This is a genomic window from Pseudomonas sp. AP19, from assembly GCF_001728855.1.
In the GTDB taxonomy this organism is placed as follows: Bacteria; Pseudomonadota; Gammaproteobacteria; order Pseudomonadales; family Pseudomonadaceae; genus Aquipseudomonas; species Aquipseudomonas fluorescens.
On the sequence record NZ_LXJP01000009.1, the window covers coordinates 35,649 to 50,008 of the forward strand.

The window sequence follows — 14,360 nt, forward strand, 5'->3', positions numbered from 1 at the left end:
ATTGGGCCGGGCTCACGCGTTTAATCACTGCCTGCGAGAAGGTTCGCGCGTTATGTGAGGAGCTGAGCATGTCCCGATTTCGACTGATGCTGTGCGCGCTGGTAGTGCTGGGGCTTGGCGGGTGCGCGGTGTACCCGGCGTATCCGGGCCCATGCTGCTACCGCCCGTACTACCACTCGTACTATTACCATCCCTACTACCACCCGTACTACCGGTATTGATCGGTAGCGGCCCAAACAAAAAGCCCCGCATTGGCGGGGCTTTTTGGTGTGCGGGCGCTTACTTTTCGTTGCGCACTGTCGCGACATCATCCGCCTTGACGCGGATGTGCTTGCCGGCGATATCGGTGAATTCATAGAAACCGTCGGCCGTTTTGGTCTTGGGGGTGTCCTTGGTCAAATACTGCGTGCCGTTTTGCAGTGTCACGACGGTTTGCGTGGAGCAACCCGCCAACAGCAGAAAAGTGAGTGCAACCAGTGGAAGACCCAAATTCTTCATGTTCATAACCCTTACCTTTAACCCTGAAAAGTCCCGCGCCATGGGCTGCGGGCCGCAAATGTTACGCCATCAACTGTCCTATCTGATCATTTTTATACAAAAAGTTGCGTGCGCCATTTATCTATTACCGATTGCAACAGCTCGCCGCTGGCGGCACTCTGTATGCATAACCAGTATTTGATCAGCGCGCGACATGGCCAATCCCCTCGACGATCCCTTGTATTACCTGCATAACTTCCGCCAAGTCCTGCATTGGCTGGGGCAACGCTATGCCGATTTACTCGATCCGGAAGAACAGCATTTCATTCAGCAATTTGACAGGTTGCCGCAAGCGTCCCAAGCCTTGTTGGTGCGCATGGTGATGCGCAAGGGCGTGCACTTTCGGGCGAGCAAACTCAATTATCTGGAGATTGGCTGCACCCGCACGGCCGTGCTGGCACTGGTGGAACAGGGTTGGGTTGAGGATCAAGGGCTGCTGTGCGTGGAAGAGCTGTTTGCACTGCTGCAAAAAGGCGAAATCCTTGCGGCCTTCAAACCGTGGATTGCGCAGCCCAAGGGCAGGAAGGCCGATTGGCTGGCGTTACTGACGGAACAGTTCAGCGAACAGCGCCGGTTTGCCCAGTGGTGCCCGCAGCTGAGCGATGCGCTCTACAGCCTGACCATCATGGATTTGTGCGATCGCCTGCGGCTGATGTTCTTCGGCAATCTGTATCAGGACTGGTCGGAGTTCGTGCTGGCCGACCTGGGCATCTACACCTACGAAAAAGTCCAGTTCTGCGCCGAGTCGCGTGGCCTGCGCAGCCGTGACGATGTGGTCGGTTTTCTGTTCCTGCACCAATGCCAGCAGGCTTTTGAAGCGGGGGAGGCGCTGCACGAGGTGCTGCCACGGATCGCTACGCTTGTCACCGACAACCCCTGGCTGGAAAAACGTCGCGCCAAGCTGTTGTTCCAGGTCGGCCAGTATTGCGAGCGCAGCGCCGAATTGGCGCTGGCGGCGCAGATCTACCGTGATTGCGCCTACCCTGGCGCGCGCGCACGGCTGATTCGCGTGCTGGAGCGTCAGGCGCACTACGCGCAAGCCATGGCCCTGGCGTGTGCCGCGCAACAGGCGCCGGAAAGTGCCGCTGAACAACAACACCTGCTGCGCGTGCTGCCACGCCTGCGCCGCAAACTCGGCGAACCGGCGTTGCCCAAGACCACGCCGCGCGAGGTCACCCGTCTGGACCTGGCACTGGCCCCGCAGCCACTGATGTCGGTGGAGTATTGTGTTCAGGCGCATCTCAGCGAGCCCGATGGGCCGGTGCATTATGTCGAAAATGGCCTGATCAATTCGTTGTTCGGGCTGTTGTGCTGGGAGGCGATTTTCGCGCCGTTGCCAGGTGCGTTCTTCCACCCGTTCCAGCGTGGGCCGGTGGACCTGCACAGTGACGACTTTCACCAGCGCCGCAGCGCGTTGTTCGCCGCCTGTTTCGAGCAACTGGAGGACGAGCGCTATAAGGCCACCATCCGCCAGCGCTACGCAGACAAGTGGGGTATCCAGTCACCGTTCGTGTTCTGGAACCTGCTCAGCGCAGAACTGCTCGAACAAGCACTGGCGTGTTTGCCGGCCGAACACCTGCGCTATTGGTTTGAACGGCTGCTGCTGGACATCCGCGCCAACCGCACGGGCATGCCGGATCTGATCCAGTTCTGGCCGGCGCAAAAGACCTACCGCATGATCGAGGTCAAAGGCCCCGGCGATCGTCTGCAAGACAACCAACTGCGCTGGCTGGAATTCTGTGGTGAGTACCAGATGCCGGTGACCGTCTGCTATGTCCGCTGGGCTGAACCGGCTTGAGCTATAGCGTTGCGGTGCGGGCGCTGTGTGAGTTCACGGCCAAGGTCGGCGACCTCGACCTGCGCTTCACGCCGTCGCCCAGCGCCCAGGAAGGTATCGTCGGCCATCGCACGGTCGCCTCGCGACGCAGTGCGCATTATCAACACGAAGTGGCCCTGGAAGGCGAATTCCAACAGCTCAGGGTGCGGGGCAGGGCGGACGGCTATGACCCGGACAGCAACCGCCTCGAAGAGGTGAAAACCTATCGCGGCGACCTCGACGCCCAGCCCGCCAACCATCGGCAACTGCATTGGGCCCAGGTCAAAGTGTACGGCTGGTTGATGTGCCAGAAACTCGGCCTGCATGAAATCGACCTCGCGCTGGTGTACTTCGACATCGTCGGTGAGGGTGAAACCTTGCTGAACCAGCGTTTTCACGCGGCCGAGCTGGAGCGGTTCTTCAACCAGCAATGTGCGCTGTTCCTGGGCTGGGCGCGCGAGGAAATGCAGCACCGCGACGCGCGCAACAGCGCTGCACAACGCCTGGCCTTCCCGCATGCCGAGTTTCGTCCCGGCCAGCGCGCGCTGGCCGAGTCCGTCTACAAGGCGGTCAGCACCGGCCGCTGCCTGATGGCCCAGGCGCCCACCGGCATCGGCAAAACCGTCGGCACGCTCTTTCCGATGCTCAAGGCCCTGGCGCCGCAGCAATTGGACAAGGTGTTCTTCCTCACTGCCAAGACCCCGGGCCGCAAGCTGGCACTCGACGCGGCCCAGGTGCTGTTCGACAGCAGCCCCGAGCTGGCGCTGCGGGTGCTGGAACTGGTGGCGCGGGACAAGGCGTGCGAACACCTGGACAAAGCCTGTCACGGTGATTCCTGCCCCTTGGCCAAGGGCTTTTACGATCGCCTGCCGGCCGCGCGCACGGCAGCCTCGAAGGTACAGCTGCTGGACCAGCGCAACCTGCGCGACGTCGCCCTGGCCCATGACGTGTGCCCGTATTACCTTAGCCAGGAAATGGCGCGCTGGACTGATCTGGTGGTCGCCGACTACAACTATTATTTCGACTTTGGCGCCATGCTGTTCGGCCTCGCCCAGTTGAACCAATGGCGCGCCGCAGTGCTGGTGGACGAAGCCCACAACTTGGTGGAGCGCGCCCGCGCGATGTACAGCGCCAGCCTCGACCAATACAGCCTCCACACCCTGCGCGACGCTGCCCCCGAGCCGTTGAAGAAACCCTTGCAGCGCCTGAACCGCGAATGGAACGCCTTGCACAAGGAGCAGCTCGCGCCGTACCAGGCCTATGCCACCAAGCCGGACAAACTGCTCCAGGCCCTGAGCCTGTGCACCAGCGCCATGGGCGACCACTTCAACGAGCACCCCGAAGCCCTCGCCGGCGACCTGCAAGCGTTCTATTTCGAGGCGCTGCAATTTGCCAAAGTGGCCGAGCTGTTCAATGAGCAGTTCATTTTCGATATCAGCAAGCGTCAGTTCGGCGGCAAGCGCAGTGCGTCAACGTTGTGCCTGCGAAACGTGGTGCCCGCCGAATTCATCCGTCCCAGGCTGACGGCGGCGCGCAGCAGCGTGTTGTTTTCCGCGACGCTCAGCCCGCGTCACTATTACGCCGACTTGTTGGGGTTGCCGGCGGATACCGCCTGGATTGATGTGGAATCGCCGTTCAAGGCCGAGCAATTGCAGGTGCGCATCGTCGATGAGATCTCTACGCGGTTTGTGCACCGCCAAGCGTCACTGGAACCCATCGTCGAGTTGATTGCCCGGCAGTTCGCGGCGCAACCGGGCAACTACCTGGCGTTTTTCAGCAGTTTCGATTACTTGCAGCAAGTGGCGCAACTGATGGCCGAACGGCACCCGCAGGTCGCGCTGTGGTTGCAATCACGCGGCATGGCCGAGGCCGAGCGGCAGGCATTTCTTGAGCAATTCACCCAGCACAGCCAGGGCGTCGGCTTTGCGGTGTTGGGCGGCGCGTTTGGCGAGGGTATTGATTTGCCCGGCGCGCGCTTGATCGGGGCGTTTGTTGCCACCTTGGGCTTGCCGCAACTGAACCCGATCAACGAGCAAATGAAAGCGCGCATGGGCGCGATTTTCGGCGCGGGCTACGACTACACCTATCTGTATCCCGGTATCCAGAAAGTGGTGCAGGCGGCGGGTCGAGTGATCCGCAGCCAACACGACCGGGGCGTGGTGATGTTGATTGATGACCGTTTTGGCGAGGCGCGGGTGCGGCAGTTGTTGCCGCGCTGGTGGGCCGTCGATTAAGTACGTTCGGCTTATTCCCGTCATCAATGATACTGGCATGCCCGCCGCCGATTCTGCAGGCTGATCAAAACACGCAGAAAGGTTACGCCCATGCGCCAGCAAACACTCTCCGTCAACGGTATTCAGCTGTGCGTGCACATCGACGGCGCGGAAAACGGCCGGCCAATCTGGCTGCTGCACGGGTTTCCTGAATGTTGGCACTCCTGGCGCGAGCAGATTCCTGCGTTGACCGCCGCCGGGTACCGCGTATTTACTCCTGAACTGCGCGGCTACGGCGCTTCGAGTTCGCCCGCGGACATTGCCGACTACGCATTGCTGACCCTGTGCGCCGACATCCAGCAGGCCATGGAGTATTTCGGTCACCGTGAGGTGGCCATGGTTGGGCACGACTGGGGCGCGGTGCTCGCCTGGCACCTGGCGTTGCTGGAGCCAACGCGCATTACACGGCTGATCACACTGTCGGTGCCTTTTGCCGGGCGCGCCCGCCGCCCGGTGCTTGAGATCATGCGCGAGCTGTATGCCGATCGGTTCAATTACATCCTGTATTTCCAGGAACCCGGCGTAGCCGAACAGGAACTGAACGCCGACATCGAACGCACGCTGCGGCTGTTCATGCAGGATGAGGACATGTTCCTGCAGCAGAAATCGGTGAAGGCCCGCCTGTTCGCAGGCGTCTCAACCCCCAGTACATTGCCGCACTGGTGTTCCCCGGAGGATTTGGCCATCTACCTGCAGGCGTTCACCGAACACGGCTTTCGCGGCCCGCTGAACTGGTACCGCAACTTCGAACGCAACTGGCAGCGCACCGAGTTCCTGGCGGGCCGGCAGGTGCTGCAACCGACCTTGTTCCTGATTGGCGACCGTGACCCGGTCGGGGTGTTCGAAGCCCACACCCTCAAGCGCATGCCCGACTCAGTGCCCGACCTTGAGCAGCAGGTGTTGGCCAACTGCGGTCACTGGATCCAGAACGAGCAGGCGCAGCGGGTCAACGCGCTGATGCTCGGGTTTCTAGGCAGAACGTAAAGGTCGCGCCATGCCCAGGGCGGTCCACCAAGCGGATGCTGCGCCCGTGCAGTTGCAGGATGCGGTGCACGATGCGCAGGCCCAGGCCGCCATCGCGGCGCGCGCCGCCGATGGTGAAGGCCCGCAGGAACAAGCCTTCACGCAACTCAGGGGCGATGCCCGGGCCGCTGTCGCTGACGGTGACGCCCATGCCATCCGCTTCGGGTGACAAGATCACCTCGACCTCGCCATTCACCGGCGTGTGCCGCAGGGCGTTGTCGAGCAGGTTGGTCAGCACCCGCTCGATCAAGCCCAGGTCGGCCAACACCGTTGGCACCTGTGGCGGCAAGCTGGCGGTGAGCGTGATGGACCGGGCCTCGGCGGTCAGTTCGAATTTCTGGAAGATGTCTTGCACCAGGTCCGGCAGCGAAAAACCTTCGATCACCGGCTGGACAAACCCATGTTCCAGGCGCACCAGTTCCAGCAGCGACTGGGCCAGGCCGCCGACCTTGCGGCTTTGGTCGAGGGCGATGCCGAGGTAACGGCGGCGCTCCTCTGGGCTGAGGCTGGCGTCCTTGAGGGACAGCGTTTCCAGGTAGCCATGCAGCGAGGCCAAGGGCGTGCGCAGGTCGTGGGAAATATTCGCGACCATTTCCCGGCGTTCCTGGTCCTGGTGGGTGATGGCGCGCCATTGCTCGCCCAGGCGGTTTTCCATTTGCACGAAGGCGTGGTCGAGCACCGCGATTTCATCGCTGCTATCGAGCTCGCGAGGTGGCGGCTGCACAGGTTTCGGCGCGCCGTTGATGTCGAACCGGCCAACCTTGTCGGTCAGTTGGCGCAAGGGCCGGGTGATCCAGGCAAACGCGATCAGGCCGGCCATCAAGCACAGCAGCGCCACCAGGCCGATGGACCAGAGGGCGATCTTCAGCGCCATGCCGGTGGCGTCCTTTGCGTCGTACACATCGTGGGCTTCGCCCAGCAGCACGACGTACAGGAAACCGGTTTGTTGGCCGTTGGCCTTGAGCGGCGCGGCGCTGAACACCTTGCGCCCGTCAACGCTGCGCGGGTCATCGCCGAGAATCGGCAGCATGGCGCCGCTGAGAAAGCGTCGAACCGGCGTGAGGTCGACGTGGTCACGCAGTAAATGCCCGCTGGGTGCGGCATTACCGACGACGCGGCCGTCGATATCGAGCAAGTACACCTCGACACTCGGGTTGACCAGCATCAATTGGCTGAACAGCGTGCGCACCGCGTCGGGTTTGAGGCCGTCGGCGTCCATCAGCTGCGTATCACGGGCGATGTGCGCCGCGAGGTCGCGGGACAAGCCTTGCACCACTTCCAGTTCGTGCATGCGGTTGGAACGGACCTGCAACCAGGCCGAAGTGCCGCTGCAAACCACCAGCAACAGCGCAAACACGACTGACAGGCGTTGAGTCAGGGTCAGTTTCATGGGCCGCTCTCGGCAAACTTGTAGCCCCGGCCCCATACCGTAAGGATGAGTGACGGGTTGGCCGGGTCGGCCTCGACCTTGGCGCGCAGGCGGTTGATATGGGTGTTCACCGTGTGTTCGTAGCCTTCGTGGCTGTAGCCCCATACCGCGTTGAGCAGGTCCATGCGTGAGAAGACTTTGCCCGGCTGGCGTGCGAAGAAATACAGCAGGTCGAATTCGCGCGGCGTAAGGTCCAGGCGCTGGCCTTGCAAGGTCGCATCGCGGGTCAGCGGGTTGATGAAGAGCGGGCCGAGTTCAAGGCTGCCGGCGTCCATCTTCAGGTTACGCGCCATGGCGTCAACCCGGCGCAGCAGCGCCTTGACCCGCGCGACCAGCTCCGGCATGGAAAACGGCTTTGCCAGGTAGTCGTCCGCGCCCAGCTCCAGGCCAAGGATGCGGTGCAACTCGCTGGAGCGCGCGCTGGTGATGATGATCGGTGTGTAGCGCGCCATGGCGCGGGCCCGGCGACAGATTTCCAGGCCGTCCACACCCGGCAGCATCAGGTCGAGGATCAGCGCATCCCAGCCGCCTTGCTCCAGCAGGCGCAGGCCTTCGGTGCCGTCGGCGCTGTGCACCACCTCAAATTGCTCGTCGCGCAGGTGCAGGCAGATCAAGTCAGCAATATGGGCATCGTCCTCGACGACGAGGACTCGTTTGGGCTGATCCATGGAAAGAAACCTTCGCTTGTAGTTCGCGCATTGTGCGGGTTTCGCACCCGTGTAGTTATCACGAATTGTTTAACTCTGCGTGAGGATTCCGCGACCGGCAAGGGTTCAAGATGGCCTCAGTGCTTAATGAGGAGAACGCCATGTACACGCGTCGACAAATACTGCTTGCCGGTGGTGGCCTGGGTGTTGCCGTCCTGGCCGGTGGTGTGCTGAAACAGCTGAGTATGGTCACCGAGGTGCAAGCCGCCGAGACGTTCGAAGTCAACCATACCGAGGCCGAATGGCGCAGCCTGCTGAGTGCCGAGCAGTTCGCCGTGCTGCGCGAGGAGGGCACCGAGCGCCCCTACAGCAGCGCCCTTAATGATGAACACCGTACAGGCACCTTTGCCTGCGCCGGTTGTGCGTTGCCGTTGTTCGCCTCCAGCACCAAGTTCGACAGCCACACCGGTTGGCCGAGTTTCTGGCAGCCGCTGGACCACGCTGTCGCCAGCCATGTCGACACGTCCTATGGCGTGGTACGCAAGGAAATTCACTGCCGCCGGTGTGGCGGCCACCAAGGGCACGTGTTCGATGACGGCCCGGCACCCACTGGCCTGCGCTATTGCATGAATGGCGTGGCCATGACGTTCACGGCGGCTTAAGCCGATGTCTCTGCATATTGATAAGGGAAGATTCCATGTGGCTTCTGGTTCTCGCGTATCTGGCCGGCGTGCTGACAATTGTAAGCCCGTGCATCCTGCCTGTTCTGCCTTTTGTCTTCGCTCGCACCGGGCAGCCGTTTATGCGCAGTGGCTTGCCGCTGTTAGCGGGGATGGCGGTGACGTTCGCCCTGGTGGCCTCACTGGCCGCGGTGGGCGGCGGTTGGGTGGTGCAAGTCAATCAGTACGGGCGCTGGCTCGCGTTGCTGTGCGTTGCCCTGTTCGGACTCACGCTGTTGCTGCCGCACCTGTCGGAACGCTTGACGCGTCCCTTAGTGGCCGCCGGCAGTCGCCTGTCGCAAGCCGCTGGAACGGACGCCAAGCCGCGTGCGGGCGCTTCGTTCCTGATCGGCGTGGCCACCGGTTTGCTGTGGGCACCGTGCGCGGGGCCAATCCTGGGGCTGGTGCTCACCGGCGCGGCGCTGCAGGGCGCGAGCATCGGCACCACGTTGCTGTTGCTGGCTTATGCCGCCGGTGCCGCTACGTCCCTGGCGTTGGCGTTGCTGGTCGGCGGTAAAGTCTTTGGCGTTATGAAGCGCTCGCTCGGTGCCGGTGAATGGTTGCGCCGTGGCCTCGGTGCGCTGATGCTCGCCGGCGTGGCCGCCATCGCCCTGGGCCTGGACACCGGTGTGCTGTCGCGCTTGTCGACTGCCTCCACGGGCGGCCTGGAACAAAGCCTGGTGGACACGCTGAGTGCCAAACCCGCGCAGCAGGGCGGCGCGATGCTGGCCGGTGGCGCGATGATGATGGCTGCCAACCACAGCGACGCGCTGCCGATCGAAGGCACGTTGCCGCCACTGGATGGCGCAGTGCAATGGCTGAACAGCCCGCCACTGAGTGCCGAAGCGCTGAAAGGTAAAGTGGTGCTGGTGGATTTCTGGACCTACTCCTGCATCAACTGCCTGCGCAGCTTGCCCTACGTGAAAGCCTGGGCCGAGAAGTACCACGACCAGGGCCTGGTGGTGATTGGCGTACACGCCCCGGAATTTGCCTTTGAGCGCGACGTGAACAACGTCAGCCAGGCCATGAAGGACCTGGGCATCACGTACCCGGTGGCGATCGACAACAACTACAAGATCTGGCGCGCGTTCAACAACCAGTACTGGCCGGCGCATTACTTCGCCGATGCCAAGGGCCAGATTCGCTACCACCACTTTGGCGAGGGTGATTACGCCGAGTCGGAGCGAGTGATCCAGCAATTGCTGCGTGAAGCCGGGGCCAAAGATGTCGCCGGTGGGTTGATCGAGGCGGATGCGAAGGGCGTTGAGCAGGCGCCGGACATGCATGAAGTGCAGTCGCCGGAAACCTACCTGGGCTTCCAGCGCGCCGAACACTTCGTGACCACCGGCACCCAGGCCACCGACACCGTGGTGAATTACCCGGCCGCCCGCCCGCTGGGCCTGAACAACTGGACCCTGGAAGGTCACTGGAACGTCGGCGGCCAGCAAGCCACCCTGGACCAGGCCGGCGGGCGCATCGTGTACCGCTTCCATGCCCGCGACCTGCACCTGGTGCTGGGCCCGGCGGCTGACGGCAAACCGGTGCGGTTCAAGGTGACGATTGATGGCCAGGCCCCGGGCGATGCCCACGGCACGGATGTGGCGCCGGATGGCCGCGGCACGGTGACCGAACAACGCCTGTACCAGTTGGTGCGGCAGCGCGGCGCCGTGCAGGACCGCACCTTCAGCATCGAATTTCTCGACCCGCATGTGGCGGCCTATGCCTTCACCTTCGGTTAACCGCTTCATTAACTGTTAACCCGGTCAATGTGGGCGCTGGCTTGCCTGCTGCCACCTTCAACCGAGTACTGGAGTCAGTGGTATGAAACTGCTCAAATGTTTACCCGCACTCGCTTTCGCTGCTTTCGTCGGCCAAAGCTCGGCATTCTCTTTTGGCGCCTCCGAAGACGCGGTAATGATCGCACCACCTGCCCTCGACCTTCCTGCCGCGCCCGGCAACCTGCAAACGGCGGTATTCGCCGGCGGCTGCTTCTGGGGCGTACAAGGGGTGTTCCAGCATGTGCAAGGCGTGAAAAACGCTGTGTCCGGCTACGACGGCGGCGCGGCTGACACAGCCCAGTACGAGGCGGTCAGTGGAGGCGATACCGGCCACGCCGAGTCGGTGTCGGTGACCTACGACCCAGGCCAGGTCAGCTACGGCAAGTTGCTGCAAATCTACTTTTCCGTGGCCCACAACCCCACGGAACTGAACCGCCAGGGCCCCGACAGCGGCAGCCAATACCGCTCGGAAATCTTTGCGCAGAATGCCGAGCAGCAAAAAGTCGCCCAGGCCTATATCGCCCAGCTGGACGCGGCCAACGCCTTCACCAGGCCGATCGTGACCAAGGTCGAGATGGGCAAGGCGTTTTACCCGGCGGAGTCCTATCACCAGGACTTCCTCACCGAGAACCCTTCCTACCCGTACATCGTGATCAATGATTTGCCGAAAGTGGCGCAGCTGAAAAAACTGTTCCCGGACCAATACAGAGCAGAACCGGTGCTGGTCAAAAACCAATAGTCAGCGCAAACCAAAAGGTGTGCGCTTGCTCGCGAACGCGGTGGGTCCGTTACTCATACTGTGCCGGACACACCGCCTTCGCGAGCACGCCCGCTTCGACCTTCGTCGCCACTTCGGTTCAGGATTTGGCTTTTGCCAGGTAAGGCGCCAACCGCCGCGCCATTTCTTCACCCAACGCCTGCAAGCCACTCATTGGCCGCACCATCACTTCAAACTCAACAATCTGCCCTTGCTCGTTAAAGCGGATCAAATCAATGCCCTTTAACTGTTTGTCACCGACCCGCGCACTGAACTCCAGCACCACACTCAAGCCGTCACCGGTGGCCAGTTCGCGGTGATAGGCAAAGTCTTCAAACACCTTGAACACCGTGTTGAGGATCATCGACACCACAGGCGCGCCAGGGTAGGGCGTGTGGGCCATGGGCGACCGAAAGACGGCGTCGGGCGCGAGCAATTCAGGAAGCGGCTTGAGGTCGTGAGCCGTCAGCATGGCATGCCAGCGTTGCAGGCTATGGGCGGCGGCGGGGTGCAGTTTCAGTTCGGACATGCTGTGTACCTGTTCTTATGGTGGAAAGGTCGTTCACCTCGCCAACATAAGAGCGGTAACAAAGCAGGGTCAATCACCCGAATTGACAGTTAAGTGACTGCAATGAACTCACACCACTTCCAGGTAGGAGCTATGAATTGCCCGGGCCAGCTCGCGTACGGTGTCGATGAAGTCGGTGAGCCGACTGTGCAGGCCGTCCTCCAGAATCTCATCGATCCCGGTATAGCGCAGGCGCGCCTCAAACTCGGCCGCCAGGCGCTGCGCCGTACGCCCATAACTGCCGGGCAAGTCCGCCAGGATGTGGCTCAACTCCTCGATACAGGCGTGCAACGAACGCGGTACGTCGCTGCGCAACAGCAGCAATTCGGACACTGAGCGCGCGTTCAACGCGTTGGGGTACAGTTCGGTATACGCCTCGAATGACGACAAGGCCCGCAGCAGGGCGCTCCACTGGTAATACCCGCGTGCCGACAGGTCGCTGACCTCTTCCGACTCCTCACCAAACATTTCGTAGCGCGCATCCAGCAGGCGCAGGGTGTTGTCCGCGCGCTCGACAAACGTGCCCAGGCGAATAAACCGGTAAGCGTCGTTGCGCATGATGGTGCCCGAGGTTGCCCCGCGGAACAGGTGCGAACGCTGCTTGACCCAGTCACAGAAGTGGCTGATGCCATGCCGGGCCAGGCCACCGGCGGCGATGCTGCGCATTTCCAGCCAGGTGGCGTTGAGGTTTTCCCACATGTCGGCGGTGATCCGCCCGCGTACCGCGTGGGCATTGCCCCGCGCGGCGCGCAGGCAGTTATAGATGCTGGCGGGGTTTTCTTCGTCGAGGGCGAAGAAGTGCAGCATGCGCATCGCGTCCAGTTGTTTGTGACGCTCAAGGTAACTGTCCAGGGTGCCGCTGCTGAGCAACGACATGGCCAGTTCATCCAGCCCATCACTGCGCCCGGCCTGGGGCATCAATGACAGCGAATAACTGACTTCGAGCATGCGCGCCAGGTTTTCTGCGCGCTCCAGGTAACGGGACATCCAGTACAGATCTGCGGCGGTTCTACTCAACATACTCAGCCCTCCACCACCCAGGTGTCCTTGGTTCCGCCGCCTTGCGACGAGTTGACGATCAACGAGCCTTCCTTCAACGCCACGCGGGTCAGGCCGCCGGGCACCAGGCGGGTCTCTTTGCCCGAGAGCACAAACGGGCGCAGGTCGATATGCCGTGGCGCGATGCCGTTTTCGACAAAGGTGGGGCAGGTGGACAGGCTCAGCGTCGGTTGAGCGATGTACGCGTGAGGGCGCGCCTTGATGCGTTGGCGGAAGTCTTCGATTTCGGCGGCGCTGGAGGCCGGGCCGACCAGCATGCCGTAGCCGCCGGAGCCCTGGGTTTCCTTGACCACCAGTTCGGGCAAATGGGCCAGCACATGGGACAGCTCATCGGGTTTGCGGCACTGGAAGGTCGGCACGTTTTGCAGGATGGGTTCTTCATCCAGATAGAAACGGATCATTTCCGGCACATAGGGGTAGATCGACTTGTCATCGGCCACGCCGGTGCCAATTGCATTGGCCAGCACCACATTGCCGGCGCAGTACGCCGCCACCAGGCCCGGTACGCCAAGCATGGAATCGGGGTTGAAGGCCTGCGGATCAAGGAACGCGTCATCGATGCGGCGGTAGATCACGTCCACCGCCTTGGGGCCGTCGGTGGTGCGCATGAACACCTTGAGGTCGTGTACGAACAGGTCGGCACCTTCCACCAGCTCCACGCCCATTTCCCGGGCGAGGAACGCGTGCTCGAAGAACGCGCTGTTGAAGCGCCCCGGGGTCAGCACCACCACGTTGGGGTTGTCCAGGCGGCTGGCGCTTTTCAGGGTTTTGAGCAGCAGGTTGGGGTAGTGGTCCACCGGCGCGATACGCTGTTTGGCGAACACTTCGGGGAACAGGCGCATCATCATCTTGCGGTCTTCGAGCATGTAGCTCACGCCGCTGGGGGTGCGCAGGTTGTCTTCGAGGACGTAATAGGTGCCGTCGCCATCGCGTACCAGGTCCACCCCGGAGATATGCGAATAAATGTCGCGGTGCAGGTCCAGGCCCACCATCGCCTGCTGATAACCCTCGTTGCCCAGCACCTGATCCGCCGGAATGATCCCGGCCTTGATGATGCGCTGGTCGTGGTAGATGTCGGCGAGGAACATGTTCAGCGCATTGACCCGCTGGATACAGCCGCGTTCGATCACGCTCCATTCGCTGGCAGGAATGCTGCGGGGGATGATGTCGAACGGGATCAGGCGCTCGGTGTCTTGCTCGTCGCCGTAGAGGGTGAAGGTGATTCCGGCCCGGTGGAACAGCAAATCCGCTTCGCGGCGGCGCTGGGCCAGCAGTTCCGGCGGCGTGTTGGCCAGCCAGCGGGAGAATTCCTGATAGTGCGCACGGCAAGCGCCTTGTGCGTCATTCATTTCATCAAAGAAAGATCGAGCCATTCCAGTACCTTGTCAGTGCCGAGGGTTGCGCGGGTGGCACTGCCGCTTTGAAAAACGCATAGTTTTATGAGCCTGTGGCTGAGGGTGCCAACAAGCCTGGTCCTTACTTTCTTATGGGGTCGGCTCTGGGTCGGGGGGTAACGAATGCTCCTGTATCCGGGCAGATGAATGGTTTAAGCAATGCCTGTGCCGAAACCCGTCATTAACAGACCAATGACCCGCTGGCGAGCGAGTCAACGCACGCCCGGCTGAGCAATGGGCCGAAAAAAGCCCGAGGGCTGCGCGCGCCAGCACCCGCCCGCCTCATGCGATGACCACAACAGTGCGGCGCGTGTTTCACAATGGTGCATGAACAAACTTGAACTTCACTCAGCCCCGATT

General features: G+C 62.0%; 13 protein-coding genes. 7 read left to right on the plus strand and 6 right to left on the minus strand.

The genetic code is table 11. The annotated features are described in order from the left end of the window. Positions 1 to 68 precede the first annotated feature (68 nt). Positions 69 to 221 (plus strand): hypothetical protein, encoded by a 153-nt coding sequence (locus A7D21_RS35760; protein ID WP_167422760.1) that lies wholly within the window; start codon positions 69 to 71, stop codon positions 219 to 221. 58 nt (positions 222 to 279) lie between these two features. Here the strand turns inward: A7D21_RS35760 and A7D21_RS09245 are convergent, their stop codons facing one another. Continuing rightward, positions 280 to 504 (minus strand): YgdI/YgdR family lipoprotein, encoded by a 225-nt coding sequence (locus A7D21_RS09245; protein WP_053256162.1) that lies wholly within the window; start codon positions 502 to 504, stop codon positions 280 to 282. 187 nt (positions 505 to 691) lie between these two features. Between A7D21_RS09245 and A7D21_RS09250 the strand changes: the two genes are divergently transcribed. From A7D21_RS09250 to A7D21_RS09260, 3 genes are all read left to right on the plus strand, one after another. Further along, entirely contained in the window at positions 692 to 2,335 is a 1,644-nt protein-coding gene (locus tag A7D21_RS09250; protein WP_069551559.1) for a VRR-NUC domain-containing protein, read from the plus strand. Further along, on the plus strand, positions 2,332 to 4,587 hold the full coding sequence (locus tag A7D21_RS09255; RefSeq protein ID WP_053256160.1) for an ATP-dependent DNA helicase: 2,256 nt from the start codon (positions 2,332 to 2,334) through the stop codon (positions 4,585 to 4,587). The genes A7D21_RS09250 and A7D21_RS09255 overlap by 4 nt, the downstream gene beginning before the upstream one ends. Before the next feature lie 90 nt (positions 4,588 to 4,677). After that, complete coding sequence (locus A7D21_RS09260; protein WP_069551560.1) at positions 4,678 to 5,610, plus strand: alpha/beta hydrolase; 933 nt, start codon at positions 4,678 to 4,680, stop codon at positions 5,608 to 5,610. Here the strand turns inward: A7D21_RS09260 and A7D21_RS09265 are convergent. Then, on the minus strand, positions 5,573 to 7,039 hold the full coding sequence (locus A7D21_RS09265) for a HAMP domain-containing sensor histidine kinase (RefSeq protein WP_069551561.1): 1,467 nt from the start codon (positions 7,037 to 7,039) through the stop codon (positions 5,573 to 5,575). The two genes, A7D21_RS09260 and A7D21_RS09265, sit on opposite strands and share 38 nt — an antisense overlap. Beyond that, positions 7,036 to 7,746 (minus strand): response regulator transcription factor, encoded by a 711-nt coding sequence (locus tag A7D21_RS09270; protein ID WP_053256157.1) that lies wholly within the window; start codon positions 7,744 to 7,746, stop codon positions 7,036 to 7,038. The genes A7D21_RS09265 and A7D21_RS09270 overlap by 4 nt, the downstream gene beginning before the upstream one ends. Before the next feature lie 140 nt (positions 7,747 to 7,886). On the opposite strand from A7D21_RS09270, the gene msrB reads away from it, so the two are divergent. The 3 genes from msrB (at position 7,887) to msrA (ending at position 10,961) form a co-directional block, all read left to right on the plus strand. Next, positions 7,887 to 8,387: a peptide-methionine (R)-S-oxide reductase MsrB gene (gene msrB, locus A7D21_RS09275; protein WP_053256156.1), complete on the plus strand. Its 501-nt coding sequence runs from the start codon at positions 7,887 to 7,889 to the stop codon at positions 8,385 to 8,387. Between the two features lie 35 nt (positions 8,388 to 8,422). After that, complete coding sequence (locus tag A7D21_RS09280) at positions 8,423 to 10,183, plus strand: cytochrome c biogenesis protein DipZ (RefSeq protein WP_069551562.1); 1,761 nt, start codon at positions 8,423 to 8,425, stop codon at positions 10,181 to 10,183. Between the two features lie 82 nt (positions 10,184 to 10,265). Next, positions 10,266 to 10,961 carry a peptide-methionine (S)-S-oxide reductase MsrA gene (gene msrA, locus A7D21_RS09285; RefSeq protein ID WP_069551563.1) on the plus strand — a complete coding sequence of 232 codons (696 nt, stop codon included), beginning with the start codon at positions 10,266 to 10,268 and terminating at the stop codon, positions 10,959 to 10,961. 118 nt (positions 10,962 to 11,079) lie between these two features. Here the strand turns inward: msrA and A7D21_RS09290 are convergent, their stop codons facing one another. The 3 genes from A7D21_RS09290 to A7D21_RS09300 form a co-directional block, all read right to left on the minus strand. Further along, positions 11,080 to 11,508, minus strand: coding sequence for a nuclear transport factor 2 family protein (locus tag A7D21_RS09290; RefSeq protein WP_053256153.1), 429 nt, complete (start codon positions 11,506 to 11,508; stop codon positions 11,080 to 11,082). Positions 11,509 to 11,616: 108 nt separating this feature from the next. Continuing rightward, on the minus strand, positions 11,617 to 12,567 hold the full coding sequence (locus tag A7D21_RS09295) for an alpha-E domain-containing protein (RefSeq protein WP_053256152.1): 951 nt from the start codon (positions 12,565 to 12,567) through the stop codon (positions 11,617 to 11,619). A 2-nt stretch (positions 12,568 to 12,569) separates the two neighbouring features. After that, positions 12,570 to 13,979 (minus strand): circularly permuted type 2 ATP-grasp protein, encoded by a 1,410-nt coding sequence (locus A7D21_RS09300; RefSeq protein WP_053256151.1) that lies wholly within the window; start codon positions 13,977 to 13,979, stop codon positions 12,570 to 12,572. Positions 13,980 to 14,360 lie beyond the last annotated feature (381 nt).

Excerpts from the sequence above, each read along its gene's own strand:
- A7D21_RS35760 (WP_167422760.1), top strand. The coding sequence starts at position 69 with ATGTCCCGATTTCGACTGATGCTGTGCGCGCTGGTAGTGCTGGGGCTT.
- A7D21_RS09245 (WP_053256162.1), bottom strand. The coding sequence starts at position 504 with ATGAACATGAAGAATTTGGGTCTTCCACTGGTTGCACTCACTTTTCTG.
- A7D21_RS09250 (WP_069551559.1), top strand. The coding sequence starts at position 692 with ATGGCCAATCCCCTCGACGATCCCTTGTATTACCTGCATAACTTCCGC.
- A7D21_RS09260 (WP_069551560.1), top strand. The coding sequence starts at position 4,678 with ATGCGCCAGCAAACACTCTCCGTCAACGGTATTCAGCTGTGCGTGCAC.
- A7D21_RS09265 (WP_069551561.1), bottom strand. The coding sequence starts at position 7,039 with ATGAAACTGACCCTGACTCAACGCCTGTCAGTCGTGTTTGCGCTGTTG.
- A7D21_RS09270 (WP_053256157.1), bottom strand. The coding sequence starts at position 7,746 with ATGGATCAGCCCAAACGAGTCCTCGTCGTCGAGGACGATGCCCATATT.
- msrB (WP_053256156.1), top strand. The coding sequence starts at position 7,887 with ATGTACACGCGTCGACAAATACTGCTTGCCGGTGGTGGCCTGGGTGTT.
- A7D21_RS09280 (WP_069551562.1), top strand. The coding sequence starts at position 8,423 with ATGTGGCTTCTGGTTCTCGCGTATCTGGCCGGCGTGCTGACAATTGTA.
- msrA (WP_069551563.1), top strand. The coding sequence starts at position 10,266 with ATGAAACTGCTCAAATGTTTACCCGCACTCGCTTTCGCTGCTTTCGTC.
- A7D21_RS09290 (WP_053256153.1), bottom strand. The coding sequence starts at position 11,508 with ATGTCCGAACTGAAACTGCACCCCGCCGCCGCCCATAGCCTGCAACGC.
- A7D21_RS09295 (WP_053256152.1), bottom strand. The coding sequence starts at position 12,567 with ATGTTGAGTAGAACCGCCGCAGATCTGTACTGGATGTCCCGTTACCTG.
- A7D21_RS09300 (WP_053256151.1), bottom strand. The coding sequence starts at position 13,979 with ATGGCTCGATCTTTCTTTGATGAAATGAATGACGCACAAGGCGCTTGC.